Annotated in this window: 21 protein-coding genes; 13 read left to right on the top strand and 8 right to left on the bottom strand. The window is 38.6% G+C overall.

The genetic code is table 11. From position 1 onward, the window contains the following. The first annotated feature begins 21 nt into the window (after window positions 1-21). The 7 genes from hemA to AC6I5C_RS02975 are packed head-to-tail and all read left to right on the top strand — an operon-like array spanning window position 22 to window position 7,218. Entirely contained in the window at window positions 22-1,284 is a 1,263-nt protein-coding gene (hemA, locus tag AC6I5C_RS03005; RefSeq protein ID WP_053976440.1) for a glutamyl-tRNA reductase, read from the top strand. Next, on the top strand, window positions 1,277-2,854 hold the full coding sequence (gene hemC, locus AC6I5C_RS03000; RefSeq protein WP_497903882.1) for a hydroxymethylbilane synthase: 1,578 nt from the start codon (window positions 1,277-1,279) through the stop codon (window positions 2,852-2,854). The genes hemA and hemC overlap by 8 nt, the downstream gene beginning before the upstream one ends. A gap of 59 nt (window positions 2,855-2,913) precedes the next feature. Then, window positions 2,914-3,939: a uroporphyrinogen decarboxylase gene (hemE, locus tag AC6I5C_RS02995; protein WP_497903881.1), complete on the top strand. Its 1,026-nt coding sequence runs from the start codon at window positions 2,914-2,916 to the stop codon at window positions 3,937-3,939. Window positions 3,940-3,987: 48 nt separating this feature from the next. Continuing rightward, window positions 3,988-4,746: an EI24 domain-containing protein gene (locus AC6I5C_RS02990; protein ID WP_497903880.1), complete on the top strand. Its 759-nt coding sequence runs from the start codon at window positions 3,988-3,990 to the stop codon at window positions 4,744-4,746. Next, complete coding sequence (locus tag AC6I5C_RS02985; protein WP_497903879.1) at window positions 4,747-5,286, top strand: GNAT family N-acetyltransferase; 540 nt, start codon at window positions 4,747-4,749, stop codon at window positions 5,284-5,286. Beyond that, window positions 5,276-6,178 carry an oxygen-dependent coproporphyrinogen oxidase gene (hemF, locus tag AC6I5C_RS02980; RefSeq protein WP_497903878.1) on the top strand — a complete coding sequence of 301 codons (903 nt, stop codon included), beginning with the start codon at window positions 5,276-5,278 and terminating at the stop codon, window positions 6,176-6,178. The genes AC6I5C_RS02985 and hemF overlap by 11 nt, the downstream gene beginning before the upstream one ends. Next, window positions 6,169-7,218, top strand: coding sequence for a DUF4421 domain-containing protein (locus tag AC6I5C_RS02975; RefSeq protein ID WP_497903877.1), 1,050 nt, complete (start codon window positions 6,169-6,171; stop codon window positions 7,216-7,218). Before hemF ends, AC6I5C_RS02975 begins: the two co-directional genes overlap by 10 nt. 53 nt (window positions 7,219-7,271) lie before the next feature. Here the strand turns inward: AC6I5C_RS02975 and AC6I5C_RS02970 are convergent, their stop codons facing one another. Further along, on the bottom strand, window positions 7,272-8,774 hold the full coding sequence (locus AC6I5C_RS02970; protein ID WP_497903876.1) for a hypothetical protein: 1,503 nt from the start codon (window positions 8,772-8,774) through the stop codon (window positions 7,272-7,274). A 108-nt stretch (window positions 8,775-8,882) separates the two neighbouring features. Here AC6I5C_RS02970 and hemB point away from each other — a divergent pair, with 108 nt between their 5' ends. The 6 genes from hemB to AC6I5C_RS02940 all read left to right on the top strand — a co-directional run bounded on the left by hemB (window position 8,883) and on the right by AC6I5C_RS02940 (window position 15,235). Next, on the top strand, window positions 8,883-9,875 hold the full coding sequence (hemB, locus tag AC6I5C_RS02965) for a porphobilinogen synthase (RefSeq protein WP_497903875.1): 993 nt from the start codon (window positions 8,883-8,885) through the stop codon (window positions 9,873-9,875). 215 nt (window positions 9,876-10,090) lie between these two features. Beyond that, window positions 10,091-11,164 (top strand): CNNM domain-containing protein, encoded by a 1,074-nt coding sequence (locus AC6I5C_RS02960; RefSeq protein ID WP_497903874.1) that lies wholly within the window; start codon window positions 10,091-10,093, stop codon window positions 11,162-11,164. 5 nt (window positions 11,165-11,169) lie between these two features. Next, a complete protein-coding gene (locus AC6I5C_RS02955) occupies window positions 11,170-11,643 on the top strand; it encodes a methylated-DNA--[protein]-cysteine S-methyltransferase (RefSeq protein ID WP_497903873.1) in 474 nt (157 codons plus the stop codon). Window positions 11,644-11,679: 36 nt separating this feature from the next. After that, a complete protein-coding gene (locus AC6I5C_RS02950) occupies window positions 11,680-12,837 on the top strand; it encodes a serine hydrolase domain-containing protein (protein WP_497903872.1) in 1,158 nt (385 codons plus the stop codon). Further along, complete coding sequence (locus AC6I5C_RS02945; protein ID WP_497903871.1) at window positions 12,827-13,540, top strand: 3'-5' exonuclease; 714 nt, start codon at window positions 12,827-12,829, stop codon at window positions 13,538-13,540. Before AC6I5C_RS02950 ends, AC6I5C_RS02945 begins: the two co-directional genes overlap by 11 nt. A 3-nt stretch (window positions 13,541-13,543) precedes the next feature. Continuing rightward, window positions 13,544-15,235, top strand: coding sequence for an ABC transporter ATP-binding protein (locus AC6I5C_RS02940; protein WP_497903870.1), 1,692 nt, complete (start codon window positions 13,544-13,546; stop codon window positions 15,233-15,235). 378 nt (window positions 15,236-15,613) lie between these two features. Here AC6I5C_RS02940 and AC6I5C_RS02935 read toward each other — a convergent pair whose 3' ends face one another. The 7 genes from AC6I5C_RS02935 to AC6I5C_RS02905 form a co-directional block, all read right to left on the bottom strand. Next, window positions 15,614-16,267: a 3-oxoacid CoA-transferase subunit B gene (locus AC6I5C_RS02935; RefSeq protein WP_497903869.1), complete on the bottom strand. Its 654-nt coding sequence runs from the start codon at window positions 16,265-16,267 to the stop codon at window positions 15,614-15,616. A 42-nt stretch (window positions 16,268-16,309) separates the two neighbouring features. Beyond that, window positions 16,310-16,660, bottom strand: coding sequence for a four helix bundle protein (locus tag AC6I5C_RS02930; RefSeq protein ID WP_497903868.1), 351 nt, complete (start codon window positions 16,658-16,660; stop codon window positions 16,310-16,312). A gap of 18 nt (window positions 16,661-16,678) precedes the next feature. Next, entirely contained in the window at window positions 16,679-17,389 is a 711-nt protein-coding gene (locus AC6I5C_RS02925; protein ID WP_497903867.1) for a CoA transferase subunit A, read from the bottom strand. Between the two features lie 150 nt (window positions 17,390-17,539). Next, a complete protein-coding gene (locus AC6I5C_RS02920; RefSeq protein ID WP_497903866.1) occupies window positions 17,540-19,873 on the bottom strand; it encodes a penicillin-binding protein 1A in 2,334 nt (777 codons plus the stop codon). Window positions 19,874-19,878: 5 nt separating this feature from the next. Further along, a complete protein-coding gene (locus AC6I5C_RS02915; RefSeq protein WP_497903865.1) occupies window positions 19,879-20,379 on the bottom strand; it encodes a gliding motility lipoprotein GldH in 501 nt (166 codons plus the stop codon). Further along, window positions 20,366-21,541, bottom strand: coding sequence for a PSP1 domain-containing protein (locus AC6I5C_RS02910; RefSeq protein ID WP_497903864.1), 1,176 nt, complete (start codon window positions 21,539-21,541; stop codon window positions 20,366-20,368). The genes AC6I5C_RS02915 and AC6I5C_RS02910 overlap by 14 nt, the downstream gene beginning before the upstream one ends. A gap of 122 nt (window positions 21,542-21,663) precedes the next feature. After that, on the bottom strand, window positions 21,664-22,665 hold the full coding sequence (locus AC6I5C_RS02905) for a radical SAM protein (RefSeq protein WP_497903863.1): 1,002 nt from the start codon (window positions 22,663-22,665) through the stop codon (window positions 21,664-21,666). Window positions 22,666-22,667 lie beyond the last annotated feature (2 nt).

Below are 22,667 nucleotides of genomic sequence, written 5' to 3'. Positions count from 1 at the left end.
CCGAATTTCCAACGTTATTTAATGGAATACAACACTAAGTCGAAAACAACATATTTTTACGCCATTGGCCTAAGCTACAAAAAAGCCGATGCAGATATAAGAGGCCACTTTAGCTTGGATAATGATGGCAAGCAATTGCTATATACCCAAGCCAAGGCAAATGGCATTGACAGCCTTATTGTAACCTCTACCTGTAACCGTACTGAACTTTACGGTTTTGCCGAGCATCCTTACCAACTTATCAAGTTACTTTGCGAGAACACCAAAGGAACCGTTGAAGAGTTTCAGGAAGTTGCCTACATCTACAAAAACAAAGAAGCTATCGCCCACATGTTTAAGGTAGGTTCTGGTTTGGACAGTCAAATTCTTGGTGACTTTGAAATTATCAGTCAGTTAAAGTCTAGCGCCAAGGATTCTAAAAAAGCAGGTTTATTGAATTCCTACTTGGAGCGTTTGATCAATGCCGTAATCCAAGCCAGTAAACGTATCAAAACGGAAACCGATATTTCCTCGGGAGCGGCTTCGGTGTCTTTTGCTTCGGTACATTACATCTTGAACAATATTGAAGATATTTCCAACCGAAATATTCTACTCTTCGGAACTGGAAAAATAGGGCGTAACACTTGCGAAAATTTAGTGAAGCACACTAAAAATGAGCACATCACCCTTATCAACAGAACCAAAACAAAGGCACAGGAAATTGCTGGCAAGTTCAACTTGTTGGTAAAGGACTATGCCAATTTACAGGAAGAAATCAACGCGTCTGACGTTATGATTGTAGCCACTGGCGCTCAAAACCCTACCGTCGACAAATTTTTGATTCAAACCAAAAAACCGTTGTTGATCTTGGATTTGTCCATTCCTAGAAACGTGAACCACAACGTTACCGAATTGGACAATGTCACCTTGATTCACCTAGACGACCTTTCTCAGATTACAGATGAAACCTTAGAAAAGAGAAAGGCGCACATCCCAATAGCAGAGGCCATTCTTGAAGAAGTAAAAGCGGAATTCAACACCTGGTTGGAAACCCGAAAATTTGCTCCTACCATCAAGGCTCTAAAACTAAAACTGACCGATTTTAAGAATGCAGAATTAGACACGCAACGTAAAAAGCTGTCTAATTTCAATGAAGAGCAGGCCGAATTGATCAGTAACAATATCATTCAAAAGATTACAAATCACTTTGCACATCATTTAAGAGAGGATGGCATTTCTACTGATGAAAGCCTGGAATTAATTAAGAAGGTGTTTCAATTAGAAGAATCCACAAAACATGTCTAAAATTATCCGCATTGGAACCCGCGATAGCCAATTGGCGCTATGGCAAGCCAAAACCGTACAGCATCAACTGGAACACTTGGGCCACAAAACCGTTCTTGTTCCCGTAAAATCAACTGGGGATTTGGTCCTTGACAAACCTCTTTATGAATTAGGAATTACTGGTATTTTCACCAAAACTTTGGACATCGCCATGCTAAATGGTGATATCGATATAGCAGTCCACTCCCTAAAAGATGTCCCTACAGCTTTACCGAACGGAATTGTTCAAGCCGCAGTTTTAAAACGTGGCAACAACAAGGACATGTTGGTTTTTAAACATAATGAAGAATTCCTATCACAGAGAGAAGGTATTATTGCCACTGGAAGTTTACGCCGAAGAGCACAATGGCTCAACCGCTACCCTACTCACACCGTAGTTGGGTTACGTGGTAATGTAAATTTACGCCTTCAAAAACTGGAAGACCACGAAGATTGGAATGGTGCCATTTTTGCTGCGGCAGGCTTAGGACGTTTGCAAATTCGCCCTGAAAATGCCCTCAATTTAGATTGGATGATTCCTGCCCCTGCTCAGGGAGCTGTGATGGTAACTGCTTTGGAAAAAGATGAGGATATTTTGGAAATCTGTCGTGAAATCAACCACGAAGAAACAGAAATCTGCACCTCTATAGAACGTAATTTCTTAAGAGTTTTGGAAGGTGGTTGCTCTGCCCCTATTGGCGCCTTGGCAACTATCAAAAATGAAGAAATCAGTTTTACTGGAGTTTTATTAAGTCCTGACGGAACCAAAAAGATTGAAGTTTCCCGATCCGTAAAATTAGGTAGGCATCAAGATTTAGCACAGCAATGTGCCGAAAATGTTATTGAACGTGGCGGCAAACGCTTGATGGATGGTATTAAACATTCAGGGAAGCAAACCAATATTTATTCTACAAAATCCTTAACCGAAGATCAGCAGTTTCTTTTAAACGACAGTTTGGTTGTAAAGAGCAACGATGCCATCAAAACCAACCCCAACAGAATCCCTGCAAGCAAGCTTAAGGCTTCAATTAAAAATGTAGTGATTACAAGTCAAAATGCGGTAGATGCCATTCTTACCAATTGCCCTTCCGAAGACTTAAATTTTAAAAATATCTATTGTGTTGGCCGTCGTACCAAACGCCTTATTGAACAAAAAATAGGCCCTGTAGCACATGCTGCCAAAAACGCAAAAACCTTGGCCGAATATTTAGTTGATTATATTGACGGTACAGAGGTTACTTATTTCTGCAGCAATTTGAGATTGGACGATTTGCCAACCATTTTAAAGGACAACCACATCAAGGTAGAGGAAATTGAAGCCTACCAAACCCGTTACGATTCGGAAAAAGTGGAGGACAATATTGAAGGCATTATGTTTTACAGTCCTTCAACCGTAGAAAGTTTTATCCAACAAAATAAACCCAACGGCATTGCTTTCTGTATAGGAGAAACCACTGCCAAGGAAGCCCAAAAATATTTCAAGGATGTTCGTATTGCCAAAGTTCCTACGGTAGAAAGTGTGATAGAACTGGTAAACGAACATTACGCCTAATCTTTAGGTTTGAATTAAAAAAGTTGAATTAAATAGAGTCGCTTTTCAGCGGAATAAACATGATAAAAAACGATTTATTTTTAAGAGCCCTAAAAGGAGAAACTGTTGAACGCCCACCAGTGTGGATGATGCGTCAAGCAGGTCGCTATTTACCAGAATTTATGGCAATTCGCGAAAAATACGATTTCTTTACACGTTGTCGCACTCCTGAATTGGCCAGCGAAATCACCGTTCAACCTATTCGTCGCTACGGTATGGATGCAGCCATCTTGTTTTCTGATATCTTGGTGATTCCACAAGCTATGAACATCGAGGTGGAAATGAAGCCAAATTTTGGCCCCTACTTACCTAACCCTGTTCGCAGCCAAAAAGATGTGGACAATGTAGTTGTGCCAGATGTAACGGTAGAATTGGATTATGTTTACCAAGCGATAAAAGCCACCAAAGAATTGTTGAATGACGAAATTCCTCTTATTGGATTTGCAGGCTCTCCTTGGACTATTTTGTGCTACTGCGTGCAAGGCCAAGGCAGCAAAACCTTTGACAAAGCCAAGGAATTTTGTTTTACCAATCCTATTGCAGCCCACCAATTATTGCAAAAAATCACCGATACCACTATTGCTTACCTAAAGGAAAAAGTAAAAGCTGGTGTTAACGCAGTTCAGGTGTTTGATTCTTGGGGAGGTATGTTATCTCCAACCGATTACCATGAATTTTCATGGCAGTATATCAATCAAATTATTGAAGCCCTAAAAGATGATGCTCCAGTAATTGCCTTCGGAAAAGGTTGTTGGTTTGCCCTCCATGAAATGGCACAATCCAATGCCTCTGCCCTTGGAGTTGATTGGACCTGTTCTCCTAAAAATGCCCGTTATTTAACTGGTGGACAAATTACCCTTCAAGGAAATTTCGACCCAGCAAGACTATTATCGCCTCCAGACGTCATCAAAAAGATGGTTCACCAAATGATTGATGAATTTGGAAAGGATAAATACATTGTCAACCTAGGGCACGGTATTTTGCCAAATATTCCATTAGATAATGCCAAGGCATTTATTGATGCTGTAAAGGAATACAAAGCATAGATCTTTAAAAACCTTGCCAATTCAATTGGCACAGGAACCACCTTATAGATGCTAAAAAATATTTTCGAAGCCATACAAGCCTATTTTGGAGCCTTTGCATTAATCTCAAAACTTGGGCTTTGGAAATATTTTGCAATTCCAATTGTCATCAGTCTTTTGACTGCCATTAGCATTGGTTTGACCGCCTATGGTTTATCGGATAATATTTTCGACTACATCCTGAGTATTTTCCCTAGTTGGAATTCCTCTTCATGGTTAAGAAATCTATCTGAAATATTCATTGGCTTGGCGATTGTTGCCATTGGCCTATTGCTCTACAAACATATTGTCATGGCCCTTTCGGCCCCCTTTATGAGTCCCGTTTCCGAACGGATAGAAGCCCATTTAACCAACAGCCCTTTACCAAGGAATAACAAAAGTTCTTTCGGTTCGCAATTATCGCGAGGTATTAAAATCAATTTGCGTAACCTTTTTAAAGAACTCACACTTACCATCCCTGTGCTCTTAATAGGTTTTATTCCTGTTATTGGCATTGCATCCTCTGTGTTACTCTTTTTAATTCAAGCCTATTATGCAGGTTTTGGAAATATGGACTACACTTTGGAGCGGCATTTCAATTACCACGACAGCATTCAATTTGTAAAGAAGAACAAAGGCACCGCAATTGGAAACGGAATTGTGTTTTTACTTTGCCTTTTAATTCCTATTTTATGCTTAATGATCGTGTTACCACTTTCAGTAACAGCAGCTTCCAAAGAAACCGTTAGACTTTTGGAGCTGAATAATTCAAAAGAAAACGTACAATAAATGGTTTTGGTAAAAGACACATTTGAATTGGCTACTTTGAAACCCGAAGACGCTTCTAGCTTAAGCCAGTTGATGATTACCAACGGAAGGCGCTTTCAGTTGTATCTACCCAAAACCTTAGCGCAGAATATTTCAGAAGACGCTTCCAAAGACTATATTTCCCAACAAAGGGAAGCCATAGAAAATCAAACAGAATACACCTTTGCCATTAAAGACTTGGAAACCTCTAAAGTTGCAGGATTGGTTATTCTTAAAAACCTCAACTGGAACCAAAAGGAAGGGGAATTTGCCTATTGCCTTGGAAGCCATTACACAGGTAACGGCTGGATGGCCAAAGCCCTAAAAGCCTGTATGGAATTTGCATTTGATAAGCTTGAGCTTCAAACCTTAAACATCTTGGTCCACAATAGCAACACACCTAGTGTTAATGTGGCCAAAAGATGTGGGTTTTCATGGGCAAAAACATTAGAAAACGATTATATATCCACCGCAAAAGGACCGCTGGATATGGAACTTTACCAAATACATAATGAAAGATAAATTTTACGCTTACATACAAAACCTTCAAGATAGCATCACCTCAACTTTGGAAACCATTGATGGCAAGGCCAAGTTTCGTCAAGATCTTTGGGAACGCCCTGAAGGCGGTGGCGGAAGAACCAGAGTCATTGAAAACGGTAATGTGTTTGAAAAAGGCGGTGTGAATATTTCAGCGGTTCACGGCAAACTTCCGGAGAGCATGCAAAACTATTTTGGCGTGAAGGATGCCAACTTTTTTGCCTGTGGCCTTAGTTTGGTATTACATCCAAAAAGCCCCATGGTACCAACCGTGCATGCCAATTGGCGCTACTTTGAAATGTACAATGAACAAGGCGAAATTGTGGATCAATGGTTTGGCGGCGGACAGGATTTAACGCCGTATTACCTATTTGAAGAAGACGCCATTCACTTTCATAACACTTGTAAGACAGCCTGTGACAAACACCATCCAGACTTCTACCAAGAATATAAAACAAAATGCGATAAGTATTTCTGGAACAGCCACCGCAATGAAGCCAGAGGCGTTGGCGGTTTGTTCTTTGACTACTGTAAAGCCACAGAAGAAATGAGCATGGAAAATTGGTATAATTTTGTCACCGAAGTAGGCAACAGCTTTTTGGAAGCCTATGTACCAATTGTTGAAAAACGTAAGGATCTTCCTTATACAGAAGCCAACAGAACTTGGCAAGAAATACGTCGCGGGCGTTATGTAGAATTCAATTTGGTGCACGACAAAGGCACTTTATTTGGATTACGAACCAACGGTCGTATAGAAAGTATTTTAATGAGTTTACCTCCTCATGTACAATGGGTATATGATCACCATCCCGAAGAGGGCAGCCAGGAAGCAGAATTGCTCTCCGTTTTAAAACAACCAAAAACATGGGTTTAAAATTAGGTATACTTAACCTTTTAATAGTCCTTTCAGTCACCTCTGTTTGGGCCCAAATTACTCCTAAAGAAATTGTTCAGGACACCACGGCCACAAACATTATTTACAAAGAGGCTTCGGAATACAAGGCGTCCTACCCCAATAGGATTACAGCCCGTGCGTTTTATGTAAACACCTCCAACGACTTAAAAATCAAAGATCGTAACTCGGATGATTTCTTCAATCTCGAACCCAACAAACAAAACAGGATTGGAGCTTCTGTTTCCTTTCGAGGTATTTCAGGCTCCTACTCTTTTTCGCCCGATTTTATGGGAACCAATAAGGACAATGAAGACTCCAAACTGTTCACCTTGAGTTTTAGAACCTTTTTTGGAGATCATTTCATGCAAACCTTCGAATTGTTTAAAGAGAAAGGGTTCTACCTGAAGTTTAATAATAGTGACGATATATCCGTCTATTTACCACATTCCAAAAACTTTAAAATTGGAGGGGCCACATCCTATATATGGAATGAGAATTTTTCGTTTAGAGCCATCACCTCACAGGACGAAAAACAATTGAAAAGTACCGGAAGCTTTATTCCTAGAATTATCTACTATTATTCAAAATTCAATTTGGAAGGCAATAGCACTGAAACTGGCGATTACATTGATTTCAGTTACTATTCCTTTGATATTGCTTTTGCCCCTTCCTATTATTACAATTTTGTTCCCACAAATAACCTTCTTCTGTCTGGTGGTGTGTCTGCCGGGATTGGATTGAACCACTCAAAATCGGAAGGAGAAGATGCCTTAAACTCTTTATTGACCGAATTGAACTTTAGGGCCGCCGCCACCTACGATATTGACAACTTATACTTAGGCGCTCATTATAGTTACTTAATTTTGAACCACTCTGCCGATAGGTCATCCCGCGCAGCAGACAACATTCCCTATTTTCAAATATTTGTAGGTTATCGCTTTAAAGCACCCAAATCTTTGGTAGGATTTGCAGATGATATGCAGAATAAGATGAATGAAAAACTAAAAGCAAAAAAATAGCCCTTAATCAAAAGGGCTATTTAATATTATCTCAAGATTTCTTTTTAATGGAACTAGAAAGCTTGTTCCCACTCAAACTTCATAAGCTTATAAATTTTATCCTCTAGATTTTCTTCAATAATATAAATTCCCTCCGAGGTAATTGTAGCATTAAAACTCAACACATCTTCATCTTTCTTTGAAATCAAATAATTTTTCACATTTTCGTTAACATAAGCCGCATAAAGCGTATATATGTCCATGTAATTTTCCCCATACTGATCCTCTATTGAAATTCCAGCCCGCAATGCATTCTCCTTTTTAATACCTTTTCTAACACCTCTATGGAATTTTTGATCAACTTTAAAATCTATTTTTTCAGTCTTCGTAATTTCTCCTTCATTAGCGTTCAATACAAAAAAATGGGCATATGTGGATCCATAATAAGTATTATGCACACTAAACCCCATTTCTCCATTTAAGCCCGCATATAAATCTACAACCATATTAGCAGCTGTAGTTTTTTTATTAAAGTCCTTTTTATCGTCTATTTCTCTTTGCAATTTCCAAATAACATCTCCCTCAAAACTATATTTATGGACGTAAAATCCTCCAAATTTCGCATTGTAAAAATCACCCTCCTTACGATCCGTGTATAGTCCATAAACATAAAAAACCTCGTTTTGCTTATCTACATAAATATTACTTGCAGATGTAAAGCCCATTACAAACTTAGTACCTATTGGATTAAGCCCAGTACCCAATGAAATAGGACGAACATTACCGCCTCCATTATTAGAAGGCATAAAAAACTTTCCATCTAAGGCCACTGAAATTTTAGAACTATAGACCTTATTCCCTTCATAGTCTAGCCCTGAAATATGATATATATTTTTGGTTCTCTCTTTATTTAAATCCTTACTTACAGTATAAAACATTTCTTCATTAAAGTCTATCAACTGTAAATTCATCCTACCTTCCTCCCCATCATAAACCTTAATAGGGAATTCTTTTCTAGATTGATCTGTGTTGTCCTTTCTTATAAAATAATATTCTCCATCCCTTTTCTTTCCAGTCTTATTCTTCAAATATGAAAACCCAAACCAACAAGTATATTCCTGAGTAAGAAATTGATTTTTAACATAAAACTCCCTTTCGCCGCCTTCCAATTCAAAAGGTCTTCTTGTTTCTATAGTAAAACCGTAATCAATTTTGTTTCCACCCTGATCCAGAAAAATTTCATCCACATTAGAATAAAAGTATTCTCCCTTTCTTGATTTTATCATGTTATAATTCGGAATAGTAAGTGACCCATTCATAACCGAAGACAAATCATTGAAATCTGTATCGAATTGTTTTTTGTAATTCAACTTAAGATCATCATCATATGTATAAATTTCCAAGTTCTTTGTTTTAGACTTATTATCAAAAACTAAAATTGACGAGTAACCGTTTTCCGTAGTATAATTTCGCACGACCTTTTGATCCTTTTCCAAAGGAATTTCAACAGTATTCACTTGCGCTTGGCATAACAGCCCTCCTAATAATAACAACGGGGCAATTGTTTTTTTAATCATAAATAAAATAGTTAATTGGTTGTAAAGTGAGCGAAGATATATTAACATGTAAGAATCTACAATACTTTTTTAATCCTTAAATTTGTAACGTAATTTAAGTAAATCATAATGTACCCATTAAGACGAAATAGAAGACTACGCACCAATGAAGCCATTCGCTCATTGGTTCGCGAAACCATAATTACCCCTAACGATTTTCTAGTACCATTGTTTGTGGTGGAGGGCAAAAATGTGAAGGAAGAAATCCCTTCCATGCCCAACTATTTTAGATACAGCTTGGACCTTTTGGAAAAAGAGGTTAAGGAATTATGGAAACTTGGATTGAAATCGGTGTTATTGTTTGTAAAAGTCCCAGACAATTTAAAAGACAACAAAGGTACGGAAGCCATCAACCCTAACGGACTGATGCAACGCGCCGTAAAAACTGTAAAAAATGCCTGTCCGGAAATGTTGGTGATGACCGATGTAGCTTTAGATCCTTATTCTTCATACGGGCATGATGGCATTATAGAAAATGGTTTGATTCTGAATGATGACACGGTAGACATCCTTACAGAAATGAGCCTTTCGCATGCTGAAGCTGGCGCCAACTTTGTAGCCCCTAGTGACATGATGGATGGTCGGATCCTTTCCATCAGGGAAGCTTTGGAGGACGAAGGTTATTTCAATACGGGTATCATGAGCTATTCTGCTAAATATGCCTCGGCGTTTTACGGGCCATTTAGAGATGCCCTGGATTCTGCTCCAGTGGACATGATCGATATTCCAAAGGACAAAAAATCTTACCAAATGGATTACGCCAACCGCTTTGAAGCCATTCGAGAAACCGAAATGGACATCGATGAAGGTGCCGATATCGTGATGGTAAAACCAGGCTTGTGCTATTTGGATATTGTTCGCGAAATCAAAAATGAAGTGGATGTGCCTGTGGCTGTATACCAAGTTTCTGGGGAATATGCCATGGTAAAGGCCGCTGCCGAAAAAGGATGGCTTGACCACGACGCCGTAATGATGGAACAGGTTACTGCCATCAAACGTGCTGGCGCCGACATTATCGCTTCCTATTTTGCAAAGGATGTGGTTAAGATTTTAAATCGATAAACTACTTCAATTTATAAAGGCCCTGGTCCACTTTAGAAATGACCAGGGCTTTTCTTTTGAAAGTCTTAAAATCACACAAATTCATATTTTATGCGCTTAACTCGTTGGATTTCGTAAATTAGTGAACTACCTCGCGGGTCACCACGACGTAGTAATTCAAAAATTCGAGTTCCAAATAAATGAATTCGAGAATCGAGTAAAACGAAAGCCATTTTATGAGCGCATTAATTTTTTGGGCTACCATATCCATTTTCTTCTCTTTTTTATGTTCCATTTTGGAAGCCGTCTTGTTGAGCGTAACGCCAACCTTTATCAACATTAAAAAACAGGAAGGGAAGCACTATGCTGAAACTCTGGAAAACTTAAAAAAGGACGTCGACAAACCTCTCATTTCTATTTTGACACTCAACACCATTGCCCATACTTTGGGAGCGATGATGGTAGGGATTCAAGCTGAAAAATTACCCTTTAAAATTGAACTTTTTGGAATAAATACGGTTGGCGTGGTTTCCGCTATCATGACATTTTTGATTCTAGTCGTTTCGGAGATTATTCCTAAAACCATTGGTGCCACCTATTGGAAACAACTGGCCAATTTTACAGCCAAAGCCCTAACCATTTTAATCTTTCCTTTAAAATGGACTGGCCTTTTATGGCTACTGCAACTCACCACCAAACTTATTGGAGGCAAAGGACATCATGGCAGCGTTCTAAGTCGTGAAGATTTTCATGCCATGACCAATTTAGCAGAAGAAGAAGGTGTCTTTTTAGAATCTGAAAGTAAAGTAATTAAAAACCTTTTGACATTTAAGGACGTTCAGGCCAAAGATATCATGACGCCAAGGACCGTCATGACAATTGAAAATGAAAGTGAAACCGTCGCAGAATTCTTTGAAAGAAACTCAAACATCCGATTTTCAAGAATCCCTGTGTATTCCAACGAAGCCGATAATATTACAGGTTTAGTACTAAAAGATGAAGCTTTTAGAGAAATGGCCTTTGGCCATGGAGACAAAATTCTTTCGGATATCAAGCGTGACATCATCATCATCAATAGGAACATGCCTATCCCTAAACTCTTTGAACTCTTGGTTGAAAGCAAAAACCATATGGCTTTGGTAGTTGACGAATACGGCTCTATAAGTGGTTTGGTAACTATGGAAGATGTGATTGAAACCCTTTTGGGCCTTGAAATCATGGACGAAAGCGACAACATTGCCGATTTACAATTATTGGCCAGAAAAAGTTGGGAAGATAGAGCCAAACGCCTTGGACTTATTGAAGATTAAAGTTTATGGAAACCTGCATCATCAATACCCCTTTGGGATTTGCAAAAATTTCTGGCGACCAAGATGGCATTACTTCGGTTACAGTTTTAGACAGTGACGAAACGGTTACGGATATTATTCCCGAAGCTTTGGAAGATTGCGTTTATCAACTACAAGAATATTTTGATGGCAAGCGTCAACAATTTAACCTTCCACTAAACCCAAAAGGCACCGAATTCCAAAAAACAGTCTGGAATAAATTGGCAACAATTCCTTTCGGAAAAACAACTTCCTATTTAGAACTCTCCAAACAATTGGGAGACATCAAGGCTATAAGAGCCGTGGCAAATGCCAATGGGAAAAACCCCATTTGGATCATTATTCCCTGTCATAGGGTTATTGGAAGTGATGGCAGCCTCACTGGTTATGCAGGTGGATTACACCGGAAACAATGGCTTTTGGAACATGAAAGCCCATATAAACAACAGCGCCTTTTTTAAAAAATTCTCCTATATTTAGTTATTAAATTAGCTCTCATGAAATTCCTCAAAAATCTCCTTAAATGGACAGCAGTCCTATGCGGTATCCCTGTAATAGCATTGTATGCCACAGACACCGATTATTTAATCAAAGCGTTTCGCACCATTTATTTAAATGGGCATACTACTGCCTACTTGAACGATTATAAAGAATTTGATAACAAAGTCATTGATCAAGGCCTACCTCAACCTTGGCCAAACCACAAAGATTACAACACAGCAAAGGCCACAGAACTTTTAAGCACCATCCATAAAGAAAATGGTAGCGTAGCTTATGTTATCATAAAAAATGATAGCATTTGGTTTGAAGACTACTTTGATGGATTTAACAGCAACTCCCAAAGTAATTCCTTCTCAATGGCCAAAAGTTATGTGTCGGCTATGTTGGGAAAGGCTATCATGGATGGTTATATTAAGAGTTTGGATCAACCTGTCTGCGATTTTGTTCCAGAATTTTGTGAGGGTTTGGCAGCAAAAATGACTGTTGGAGATCTGTCAAGCATGGCATCCGGCACCAATTGGGACGAAGCCTACTATTCGCCTTTCTCGATCACCACACGCGCCTATTTTGATGATGATTTGGAAAAAGTGATTACAGGCTTGAAAGTTGTAGACGAACCTGGAAAAGCTTATAAATATGCTAGTGGCGACACCCAATTGTTGGCAATGGTAATAGAAAGAGCCACCAATAAGAAACTGTACGACTATCTCACCGAAAGTTTTTGGCAACCTTTGGGTTGCGAAAACCAAGCCCTTTGGCAAGTAGACAGCGAAGACCATAATTTAGTTAAGGCCTATTGTTGTATCGCCTCCAATGCCAAGGATTTTGCCCGAATGGGAAAACTCTATAAAGACCATGGTAAATGGAATGGCCAACAAGTATTGGACTCCGCTTTTATTGCAAAGTCTATTACCCCAAGATTTGCTGCAAGCCCTGAATACGGTTATGGCTGGTGGCTAAAAGATGTTGGGGACAAGCACTTTTTTATGATGCGAGGTCACCTTGGGCAGTACGTGATTGTAGAACCAAATGACAATATCATTATTGTGCGCTTAGGACACTCAAAAGGCGATGGATCAGCTGTAGCCACTTTTACTGATGATATTTCAATTTACATAGAAGAAGCCTATAACATGTTAGGATATGATCTCTAAACTGCCACTGGAAAACATATTATTTTTAGACATTGAAACCGTTCCGGAAACAGAACATTTTTCAGATTTGGACACCACCAAACAATATTTATGGGATGCCAAATCCCAATACCAAAGACGGGACGAATATACCGCTGAAGAATTCTATGAACGCGCAGGTATTTGGGCCGAATTCGGGAAAATTGTTTGTATTTCCGTTGGCTATTTTAGTTTTCAGGGAGACATGAGACAGTTTCGGGTCACCTCATTTTTTGGAGATGAAATTAAAATTCTTCAGGACTTCAAAAACTTATTGTCTACCCACTTTGGACAACCAAAACATGTATTGTGCGCTCATAACGGGAAAGAATTCGATTTTCCATACATTGCGCGACGAATGATCATCCACAACATCGAATTACCATACAAACTCAATCTTTTTGGCAAAAAGCCTTGGGAAGTACCCCATTTAGACACATTGGAACTATGGAAATTTGGAGATTACAAACATTTCACCTCTCTTAAGCTCCTTACCAATGTTCTCGGTATTCCATCACCAAAAGACGATATTGATGGCAGCGAAGTAAGAAGAGTGTATTACGAAGAAAATGATATTGACAGAATTGTCATCTATTGCGAAAAAGATACAGTGGCCGTAGCCCAAATATTTTTAAGACTGCGAGGCGACGAACTGTTACAGGACAATGAAATTATTAGTGTTTAGCACATGGCCACACCACCCCTTTTATCTGTAAAAGAGCTTAGCATTTCCTTTATATCGAATAAATCCGAAAAGGAAATCATCCATCAAATAAGTTATGATTTGTTTGAGAATGAAATTTTAGGAATTGTAGGAGAATCGGGATCTGGAAAGTCCGTTTCTTCATTAGCCCTTATGGGATTATTGCCTCCGAAGATTTCAAAAATAACCAATGGACACATCTTATTTCAAGGTCAAGATCTTACAACCCTACCTGCAAAACAGTTTCAAGATATTAGGGGAAATGAAATTGCCATGATTTTTCAGGAACCCATGAGTTCTTTGAATCCATCAATGAAATGCGGCAAACAGGTTCAGGAAATTTTATTGCAGCACACATCACTTTCCAAAACGGAAGCCAAAACTGAAACCTTATCTCTTTTTGAGAAAGTGAAATTACCGCTCCCAGAACGCATTTACGATGCCTATCCTCACGAAATCTCAGGAGGACAAAAGCAACGTGTAATGATTGCAATGGCCATTGCCTGCAAACCCAAAATTTTAATTGCGGACGAGCCTACAACCGCCTTGGATGTAACCGTTCAGAAGGAAATCATTCTCTTGTTGAAACAACTCCAGCAGGAAGAACAAATGAGCATTATTTTCATTTCTCATGACCTATCCTTAGTTTCCGAAATTGCCGATAGACTTTTGGTGATGTACCAAGGAAATATTGTAGAACAAGGTATTGCCAACGAAGTATTCACAGCACCTAAAGACACCTACACCAAAGCCCTGTTACAATCCAAGCCATCCTTGGATGTTCGGCTTAAAAGGTTGCCAACCATTAAAGATGTCATCAATGATTCGGTAGACAACACTATCATTTCTTCGGAAGACCGAAAAGCTTTTCATAAAGAGCTTTACTCCAAAACGCCTTTATTGGAAGTAAAGAATCTCAACAAAACCTATGTTTCAAAATCGGGATGGTTTTCAAAACCTGAAGCCTTTAAAGCCGTCAACAATGTAAGTTTTCAACTTTATGAAGGGGAAACCCTTGGCCTAGTTGGAGAATCCGGCTGTGGAAAATCAACTTTAAGCAACGCCATTTTATTATTGGACAAAGCTTCTTCGGGAGAAATCTTCTACAGAGGAACGGACATCAACAAACTATCTAAAACTCAGGTTAGAGCCCTTAGAAAAGACATACAGATTATTTTTCAGGATCCATTTGCTTCACTCAATCCCAGAATGCCTATTGGAAAGGCCATCATGGAACCCATGACAGTACATAACATTGGTAATTCCGACAAGGAAAGAAAGCAATTGGTTTTAGAAATTTTGGAAAAAGTAGGCTTGACAGAAGAATCCTTTTATAAATACCCGCATGAATTTTCTGGAGGCCAACGTCAACGTGTTGGGATTGCCAGAGCCATTGCTTTACAACCTAAATTGATTGTTTGTGACGAATCGGTTTCTGCATTGGATATTTCTGTGCAAGCACAAGTGCTGAATTTACTTAACGAATTGAAGTCCAATTATAACTTTACCTATATTTTCATTTCTCATGATCTTGCTGTGGTAAAATATATGTCGGATCAATTATTGGTGATGAACAAAGGACAAATTGAAGAATTGGATGACGCCGATATAATTTACAACAATCCAAAAAGGGAATACACCAAAAAATTAATTCATGCCATCCCGAAGGGGTTATAGCATGAATAATTTTTTAATTAGGGCAAAAATATTCTTAAGTAGGCTTAAAGTATTTTGAATTACAGTAAGTATCCTGTTTTCAAAATAAGTAGGTCTTGGTAGATTTGGGGCAACATTTTCCATAAGCATAAATTCATGATAAATTTGGGGCAAATCATAAATTAAGTTTATGATAGACTTGGTAAATTACCTTGTCTCGATTTGGTTTAGCTAATATGAAACATTTTTTTGAAAAATCAGTTTAAATACATTAAAAATCGATAAAACGTATTAATTTTTAACATTTAGATTTAAAACAAAATACTTTTCCTACAAATTTAATGTATCTATCAAAAAAAAGCTACTTTATAAAGTAGCTTCTCTAAACATCTATAAATGCTATAATTGCATTTCTGGAATCTCTCCTTCCACAATTAAATGCCCTTCGGTTGCATTTTGAATTTCTTCAACTGAAACTCCCGGTGCACGTTCTAAAAGTTTAAAACCTTTATCGGTAACTTCTATCACCGCTAGATTAGTCACGATCTTCTTAACACAACCTACACCCGTAAGCGGCAAAGTACACTCCTTAAGCAATTTGGATTCACCTGCTTTATTGGTATGCATCATAGCAACAATAATATTTTCGGCACTGGCTACCAAGTCCATAGCACCTCCCATACCTTTCACCATTTTACCGGGGATTTTCCAATTGGCAATATCTCCATTTTCAGCAACCTCCATGGCTCCCAAAATGGTCAGATCTACGTGTTGCCCACGAATCATGGAAAAACTCATAGAGGAGTCAAAAAAACTAGCTCCGGGCAAGGTTGTGATTGTTTGCTTACCCGCATTGATAATATCGGCATCTTCTTCCCCTTCATAAGGAAAAGGCCCCATGCCCAACACACCGTTTTCACTTTGGAATTCCACTTGGATATCATGTCGCACATAATTAGCCACCAACGTTGGAATTCCTATTCCAAGATTCACGTAATAGCCATCTTTTACTTCTTTGGCAATTCGTTTTGCTATTCCTGTTTTATCTAACATATTTCGATAATTTTTTAATTTGAAAATTATACGATTTGAAAATTACTTTTTAGAGGTTGAAATAATCTTACTGATGATTTTTATAATTGAATTTAAACCTTCCAATAGCTCCTTTTTTGGGTTTGGATAAAACTCTGACTTCTCACATAATTCCAGCCAATATTCCAATTCATCAGCCTCTTTAGCCGATATTTTAAATTTATGGATGAAATCATTCTTGCTTTCAGCATTCTGAGCCTCACGAATATTAGCACCTATGGAAGTGCCACTTCTAAAAATTTGTGAAGCCATTTCAAATTTATTCAAGCCTCTTAATTCCTCAGAAAATTTAATGATTTCGAGAGAGAATTCCATGGTTAGGTTTACAATTACATTGTTTCGATCATTTCTCATTTTCAAATCACCCAATCATCAAATTGTTTCATTTTTAACTCTAACGGTTCGTTGTTCAATTCTCTTTTCATATACTTCCCCTTGGAAAATACGCTGTACAAAAATCCCTGGAATATGTATTTCATTAGGATCTAAAGTGCCAACAGGCACCAATTCTTCCACCTCAGCCACTGTAATATTTGCAGCACCACACATAGCAGGGTTAAAATTGCGTGCTGTTCCCTTAAATATTAAGTTACCAGCCTCGTCACCCTTCCATGCCTTAACAAACGAGAAATCTGCTTTAAAAGCATTTTCCAACACATGCATCTTACCATTGAATTCACGGGTTTCCTTTCCTTCAGCAACTTCTGTACCATATCCTGCAGGTGTAAAAAAAGCAGGAATCCCAGCTTGGGCAGCTCTGCAACGTTCGGCAAGCGTTCCTTGAGGAATTAACTCCACCTCCAATTCTCCACTCAACATCTGTCGTTCGAACTCGTCATTTTCACCAACATATGAAGACACCATTTTTTTGATTTGTTTCTTTTGAAGAAGAAGCCCAAGGCCAAAATCGTCAACCCCGGCATTATTGGAAATACATGTCAGTCCTTTTATACCAAGTTGTACCAACTTTGCAATGGCATTCTCAGGGATACCACAAAGCCCAAAGCCTCCAAGCATAAAGGTCATATCATCCGAAACACCCTCAAGTGCTTCCGACACATTTGCTACTTTTTTATTAATCATTTGCTAAGAATTTTATAGGGGTAAAATACAAAAAACCGAAGCGATTCTAAAAAGAATAACTTCGGTTTTTTTTGATAAGAGTAATATTTTTTAGCTAATATTTTGCAATCAACAATAATTCAAGCGTTTTAATGTCAATATTCCAAAATATTAAAATCCGAGACCAAGGTCCTCATCTTCTTCCAAAAGCATCTCAGCTTCTTCATCTTCTTCACTCGCGTTACAATCTACACGGATGGACAACTCTTCAGGTCTTTCAAAATCTTCTTTTGAAATTCCAAGGTCCTCATCGGCATAGCAGCTCTTCATGTACAGCCCCCAAATAGGTAAGGCCATAGCAGCTCCCTGACCATAGGTAATGGTTTTAAAGTGCGCCGCTCTATCTTCGGCACCAACCCAAACACCTGTTACCAAGTTTGGCACCATCCCCATAAACCATCCATCACTTTGGTTTTGGGTTGTCCCAGTTTTTCCCGCAATAGGATTGGTAAACTCGTAAGGGTAGCCCGTAATAATTTCCCGATAAGCTGCACTGTATTTATCGGCTCCTGTAGTTCTCAAACGGGTTCCAGAACCACCATGTGTTACCCCTTCCAATAAATTTACAGTTACATAAGCCACCTCTTCACTCAACACATCGCGAGACTCCGGCGTAAATTGATACAATACTGTGCCATTTTTATCCTCAATACGCGTTACCATAACCGGCTTATTATAAACACCTTTATTTGCAAACGTTGAGTACGCTGCAACCATTTCATATACACTTAAATCTGGCGTCCCCAAGGCAATGGCTGGAACTGGCAAAATATCTTCCTCTACTCCCAAATTCTTAGCCATATCGATTACCGGTTGCGGTCCAATTCTATCCATTAGCCTCGCGGTAACGGTATTGGTAGAGGTTGCAAGAGCATGTTTCAATGTCATAAAACCACCATATTTACCATCTGAGTTTTTGGCAGTCCAAGGTTCTGGATTCCCAAACTTATTGGCCTCAATGGTGATTTGAGTATTTGGTAAAGTATCGCAAGGAGACAAATGTAATTGGTCTATAGCCGAAGCATATACAAATGGCTTAAAGGTAGACCCTACTTGGCGCTTCCCTTGTTTTACGTGATCGTATTGAAAATGCCTGTAGTTGATACCACCAACCCATGCTTTAACGTGACCTGTTTGTGGATCCATGGACATCATCCCTGTATGTAAGAATGACTTATAGTATCTCATGGAATCAATAGGTTTCATAATAGTATCGATTTCACCACTCCATGAGAAAATTTTCATATCTGTAGGGACATCGAAAGAAGCTATAATTTCATCATTCGATTTTTTAAGATCGTACTTCATGTGCCTCCAACGCTCACTTTGTCTCATGGAACGTTTCATTAGGGCATCTATCTCACTATTATTCAAATCCAAGAAAGGTGCCGTAGGGTTACGATCTGGTGTATTTTGATGATCAAATTCCGCCTGCAGCCTTGCCATGTGCTTTTGCACAGCATCCTCCGCATATTGTTGCATTCGAGAATCTATCGTAGTATATATTTTTAACCCATCATTATAAAGGTGGTATTTTTCGCCATCTGCCTTAGGATTTTCAGCAATCCATTCTTTCATGAATTGCTTCAAATACTCTCTAAAATAGGTAGCAATTCCCTCTCTATGCGATTCTGGTGAATAGTTCAAATCCAAACCGGTTTCTTGAAGGGAATCCGAAACTTGTTCATCCAGATATCCATATTTCACCATTTGTCCCAAAACAGTGTTACGTCTATTGGTAACCCCTTCCACATTCCTTCTTGGGTTGTATAGGGACGAATTTTTAAACATCCCCACCAACATAGCCGACTCCTTAGTTTCTAAATCGATAGGCTCCTTACCGAAGTAAATACGGGAAGCACTGCGGATACCATCGGCATTGTTACCAAAGTCATAGATATTGAAATACATAGCCATGATTTCTTCTTTGGTATACTGACGCTCCAAACGAATAGCTATAATCCACTCCCTTATCTTCTGTGATAGTTTCTCAACGATATTGGCATTTTCCCTTTTATGAAACAACTGCTTGGCCAACTGCTGGGAAATGGTACTTGCTCCTCCCTTAGTTCCAAGAAAAACAGCGGCTCTTAAAGTACCTATTGCATCGATTCCTGAATGCTCTTTATATCTGGCATCTTCCGTAGCAATTAAGGCATCTACCAAATTCTGAGGCAACTCACTGTAATCTACAGGTGTTCTGTTATCATTGTAGTAGAATTTACCCAATGTTTTCCCATCCGAAGAAATGATTTCTGTGGCCAAATTGGTTTTAGGATTCTCCAACACGGTGTGGTCTGGCATTTCTCCAAACACCCCAAAAGATGCTAATAAAAATAACAGCACTACAAAAAGCAAACCGCCCGTGAAAGTAATCCAAAACCAACGGATATACTTAGAAAAATCAGGTGCTGCGTTTTTCTTATTTGTTGCCTTTTTAGCCATAATAATTATTTAGTGTTTGCGTGTTCTATTCTAAAACCAATATCGGTAATACCTTCCAACTCTTCTACTCCTTCCACATGACCATTTTCTCTCATGGCCTGTTGGATGTGGATGGTATATTCCCCTGATTCATCAAAAACAAAAGGACTCTCATAACCCTTGTACCACAACTTATTTTCCTTAACATCCGAAAATCCAGTTCCCAAAAACTCTCCGTTAGGTTTGGCCATGGCATACTCCAAAGTATCCTTGGTTATCTTACCGTTAGGATATTCCATTCCTACAATCAAAAACAAATTACTGTACTTGTAGGCACTAGTATTTCGAAGATTTACAAACAGGTTATAGTTGTTCAACGAATCTGGAGGCGTTACCTTAAAAGAAATGACAGCATCTTTATGCCACTTGTTGGGTACGGTTTGGTATTCATCATAAACCTGATTGGAATCGCATGACAAATACAGTATGCCCATTAAAAGAACTAACCAATAACTATTTTTTGGCATTATTTTGAGACTTATTGTTGTTTCTTCTAGGTTTCCTCTTATTATTTTTACGTTTTCTTTTGCCTTTTGGACTATCAAACCTTGTTAAACTATCTTGTCCTACAACATTTTCAAACTCGGTTTTAGTGTCTTCCACTAGTTCTGCCGCGTATTCTTCGAGGCTGGCAACCTTTTGTTTTTTCTTGTTTTTTTCGATGATTTCATTAGCCTGTTCAACGGTTAGTTTATGCCAATGCATCCATTCGCCTTCATAGGCATACCACATCACGCCTTTAAAAATATCCGTTTTTTGACACAAGGCAACACCCTTTTCGGTATACAACTTGATTTCAGTTTTTGGAAATTCCTTTAAAGCATCTAAATAGGCATCCAATTCATAATTAAGACAACACTTCAGTTTTCCACATTGTCCCGCAAGCTTAAGTGGATTCAATGACAACTGCTGATATCTCGCCGCGGAAGTACTTACAGACCTAAAATCTGTCAACCAAGTGGAACAGCACAATTCGCGCCCACAAGACCCGATACCTCCAAGTCTGGCAGCTTCCTGACGGAACCCAACCTGCTTCATTTCGATACGGGTTCTAAACTCTTTGGCAAACAACTTAATAAGTTCCCTAAAGTCTACACGCTCTTCGGCTGTGTAGTAAAAGGTCGCCTTACTGGCATCTCCCTGATATTCGATATCGGAGATTTTCATTTTCAGTTTCAAATCAATGGCAAACTGCCTTGCCTTAACCTTCATAGGCTCTTCCTTATCCCTAGCCTTAGACCACACATCGATATCTCGCTGATTGGCCTTTCGGTAAATTTTCAGAACCTCATCTTGGTTATTGATATCTATTTTTTTGCGCTTCATTTGAATTCTAACCAATTCACCTGTAAGCGTCACCATACCAATATCGTGTCCAGACTGAGCTTGTGTAGCGACAATGTCGCCTATATTCAATGATAAATTTTCTGTATTTCTGTAGTACTGTTTTCTTCCGTTCTTAAAACGTACTTCCACCCCATCAAAAGGTTCTTGTCCCTGAGGAAGGGACATGTTGGACAACCAATCAAAAACCGTTAGCTTGTTACAGCTATCGGTTCCACAAGTTCCATTGTTCTTGCATCCTTTTGGTTGACCATCCTTACCAGTTGAGCAACTGTTACAACCCATAAATTTTATATATAATTTGCTAATCTAGACTAGCAAATGGAGATTAATAATTTGTTTTCTAAAATGTAAAGATAAGATTATTCTAATGACATAAAAACATCACTGTTTTTATTGGGAATTAATTAAATCTCTATCTCATAATTCAGTCTGTTGGAGAGGGATTTTAACGTTTTTTTCGACTTAAAAACATTGGACAACAACGTTGAGCTCCAACCTATTTTACGGGAAAAGTCATTAAAACTCACTTCACGCCAATTAAACCCCTCTTTCCAAAATTGCTTCGGAGAAATATAGCAAAATGTATAGTCGAAAATAAAACTAGATTGGTTCTCACCTGCCAATATAGATAATTCATCAGGAGCCAAAAGCGTAATCTCGTTAGACTTGCAGGTTTCTTTAATGTCCTTAATAATCCCAGGATAATCCCCAACCAAAGTAGAGATGTCAAAATCATTATACTCGGTATTCCCTATTTTTTGAATTGGTCTTATTTGAAGAATATCAAAGCTCTTGGGATCGAAGTGCTCAAAAAACTCCTGCAACTCATAGAAATTATCCTTGTTGAAGGTATAATTGATACGCACCTTAAAATCATACTTAGATTTCAGTTCTGCAAAAGCCTTAAAGGCATCATGAAACTTTTCATAACTAGCCTTTTTCATAAAGCCTTCATAAGTTTCCTTTGTCACACCGTGTAGCGAAATTGTGAATTCATTCAAGCCAGCCTTCAACAACTCTTCTATCTTTTCCTCAGTCAACAAATTAGCATTGGTCGTCAAGGAAATGTAGGGTACTTTATAGTTCTTGCCCAGCGCTACAAGATCCGCTAAATTTTTATATAAAGTGGGCTCTGTTCCACAGCCAATCTGCAACTTCAATGCTCTTCCAAAAATGGCCTTTGCCACAGCTTTCAACTCCTCTGGCTTAAATTGTCCTTTAAGCGTCTTCACATAATCAGCATCCGTAAAATAACACATCTTACATCGTAAATTACAGGCCATAACAGGATCTAGATTCACTGCCAAATACCGCTTATTGAATTTATGCAGTAAGTAAAGCCCAAAAAACTTTACCCTATGCCATTTGACCTTTCTATTTAACTGCAATAGCTTGTAAAATTCCATCC

It is taken from the genome of Mangrovimonas sp. sgz306409 (assembly GCF_059735265.1).
This window is presented reverse-complemented; position numbering and strand designations above follow the sequence as displayed.

Coding starts and splice junctions, on each gene's coding strand:
- hemA (WP_053976440.1), top strand. CDS start 22: ATGGAATACAACACTAAGTCGAAAACAACATATTTTTACGCCATTGGC.
- hemC (WP_497903882.1), top strand. CDS start 1,277: ATGTCTAAAATTATCCGCATTGGAACCCGCGATAGCCAATTGGCGCTA.
- hemE (WP_497903881.1), top strand. CDS start 2,914: ATGATAAAAAACGATTTATTTTTAAGAGCCCTAAAAGGAGAAACTGTT.
- AC6I5C_RS02990 (WP_497903880.1), top strand. CDS start 3,988: ATGCTAAAAAATATTTTCGAAGCCATACAAGCCTATTTTGGAGCCTTT.
- AC6I5C_RS02985 (WP_497903879.1), top strand. CDS start 4,747: ATGGTTTTGGTAAAAGACACATTTGAATTGGCTACTTTGAAACCCGAA.
- hemF (WP_497903878.1), top strand. CDS start 5,276: ATGAAAGATAAATTTTACGCTTACATACAAAACCTTCAAGATAGCATC.
- AC6I5C_RS02975 (WP_497903877.1), top strand. CDS start 6,169: ATGGGTTTAAAATTAGGTATACTTAACCTTTTAATAGTCCTTTCAGTC.
- AC6I5C_RS02970 (WP_497903876.1), bottom strand. CDS start 8,774: ATGATTAAAAAAACAATTGCCCCGTTGTTATTATTAGGAGGGCTGTTA.
- hemB (WP_497903875.1), top strand. CDS start 8,883: ATGTACCCATTAAGACGAAATAGAAGACTACGCACCAATGAAGCCATT.
- AC6I5C_RS02960 (WP_497903874.1), top strand. CDS start 10,091: ATGAGCGCATTAATTTTTTGGGCTACCATATCCATTTTCTTCTCTTTT.
- AC6I5C_RS02955 (WP_497903873.1), top strand. CDS start 11,170: ATGGAAACCTGCATCATCAATACCCCTTTGGGATTTGCAAAAATTTCT.
- AC6I5C_RS02950 (WP_497903872.1), top strand. CDS start 11,680: ATGAAATTCCTCAAAAATCTCCTTAAATGGACAGCAGTCCTATGCGGT.
- AC6I5C_RS02945 (WP_497903871.1), top strand. CDS start 12,827: ATGATCTCTAAACTGCCACTGGAAAACATATTATTTTTAGACATTGAA.
- AC6I5C_RS02940 (WP_497903870.1), top strand. CDS start 13,544: ATGGCCACACCACCCCTTTTATCTGTAAAAGAGCTTAGCATTTCCTTT.
- AC6I5C_RS02935 (WP_497903869.1), bottom strand. CDS start 16,267: ATGTTAGATAAAACAGGAATAGCAAAACGAATTGCCAAAGAAGTAAAA.
- AC6I5C_RS02930 (WP_497903868.1), bottom strand. CDS start 16,660: ATGAGAAATGATCGAAACAATGTAATTGTAAACCTAACCATGGAATTC.
- AC6I5C_RS02925 (WP_497903867.1), bottom strand. CDS start 17,389: ATGATTAATAAAAAAGTAGCAAATGTGTCGGAAGCACTTGAGGGTGTT.
- AC6I5C_RS02920 (WP_497903866.1), bottom strand. CDS start 19,873: ATGGCTAAAAAGGCAACAAATAAGAAAAACGCAGCACCTGATTTTTCT.
- AC6I5C_RS02915 (WP_497903865.1), bottom strand. CDS start 20,379: ATGCCAAAAAATAGTTATTGGTTAGTTCTTTTAATGGGCATACTGTAT.
- AC6I5C_RS02910 (WP_497903864.1), bottom strand. CDS start 21,541: ATGGGTTGTAACAGTTGCTCAACTGGTAAGGATGGTCAACCAAAAGGA.
- AC6I5C_RS02905 (WP_497903863.1), bottom strand. CDS start 22,665: ATGGAATTTTACAAGCTATTGCAGTTAAATAGAAAGGTCAAATGGCAT.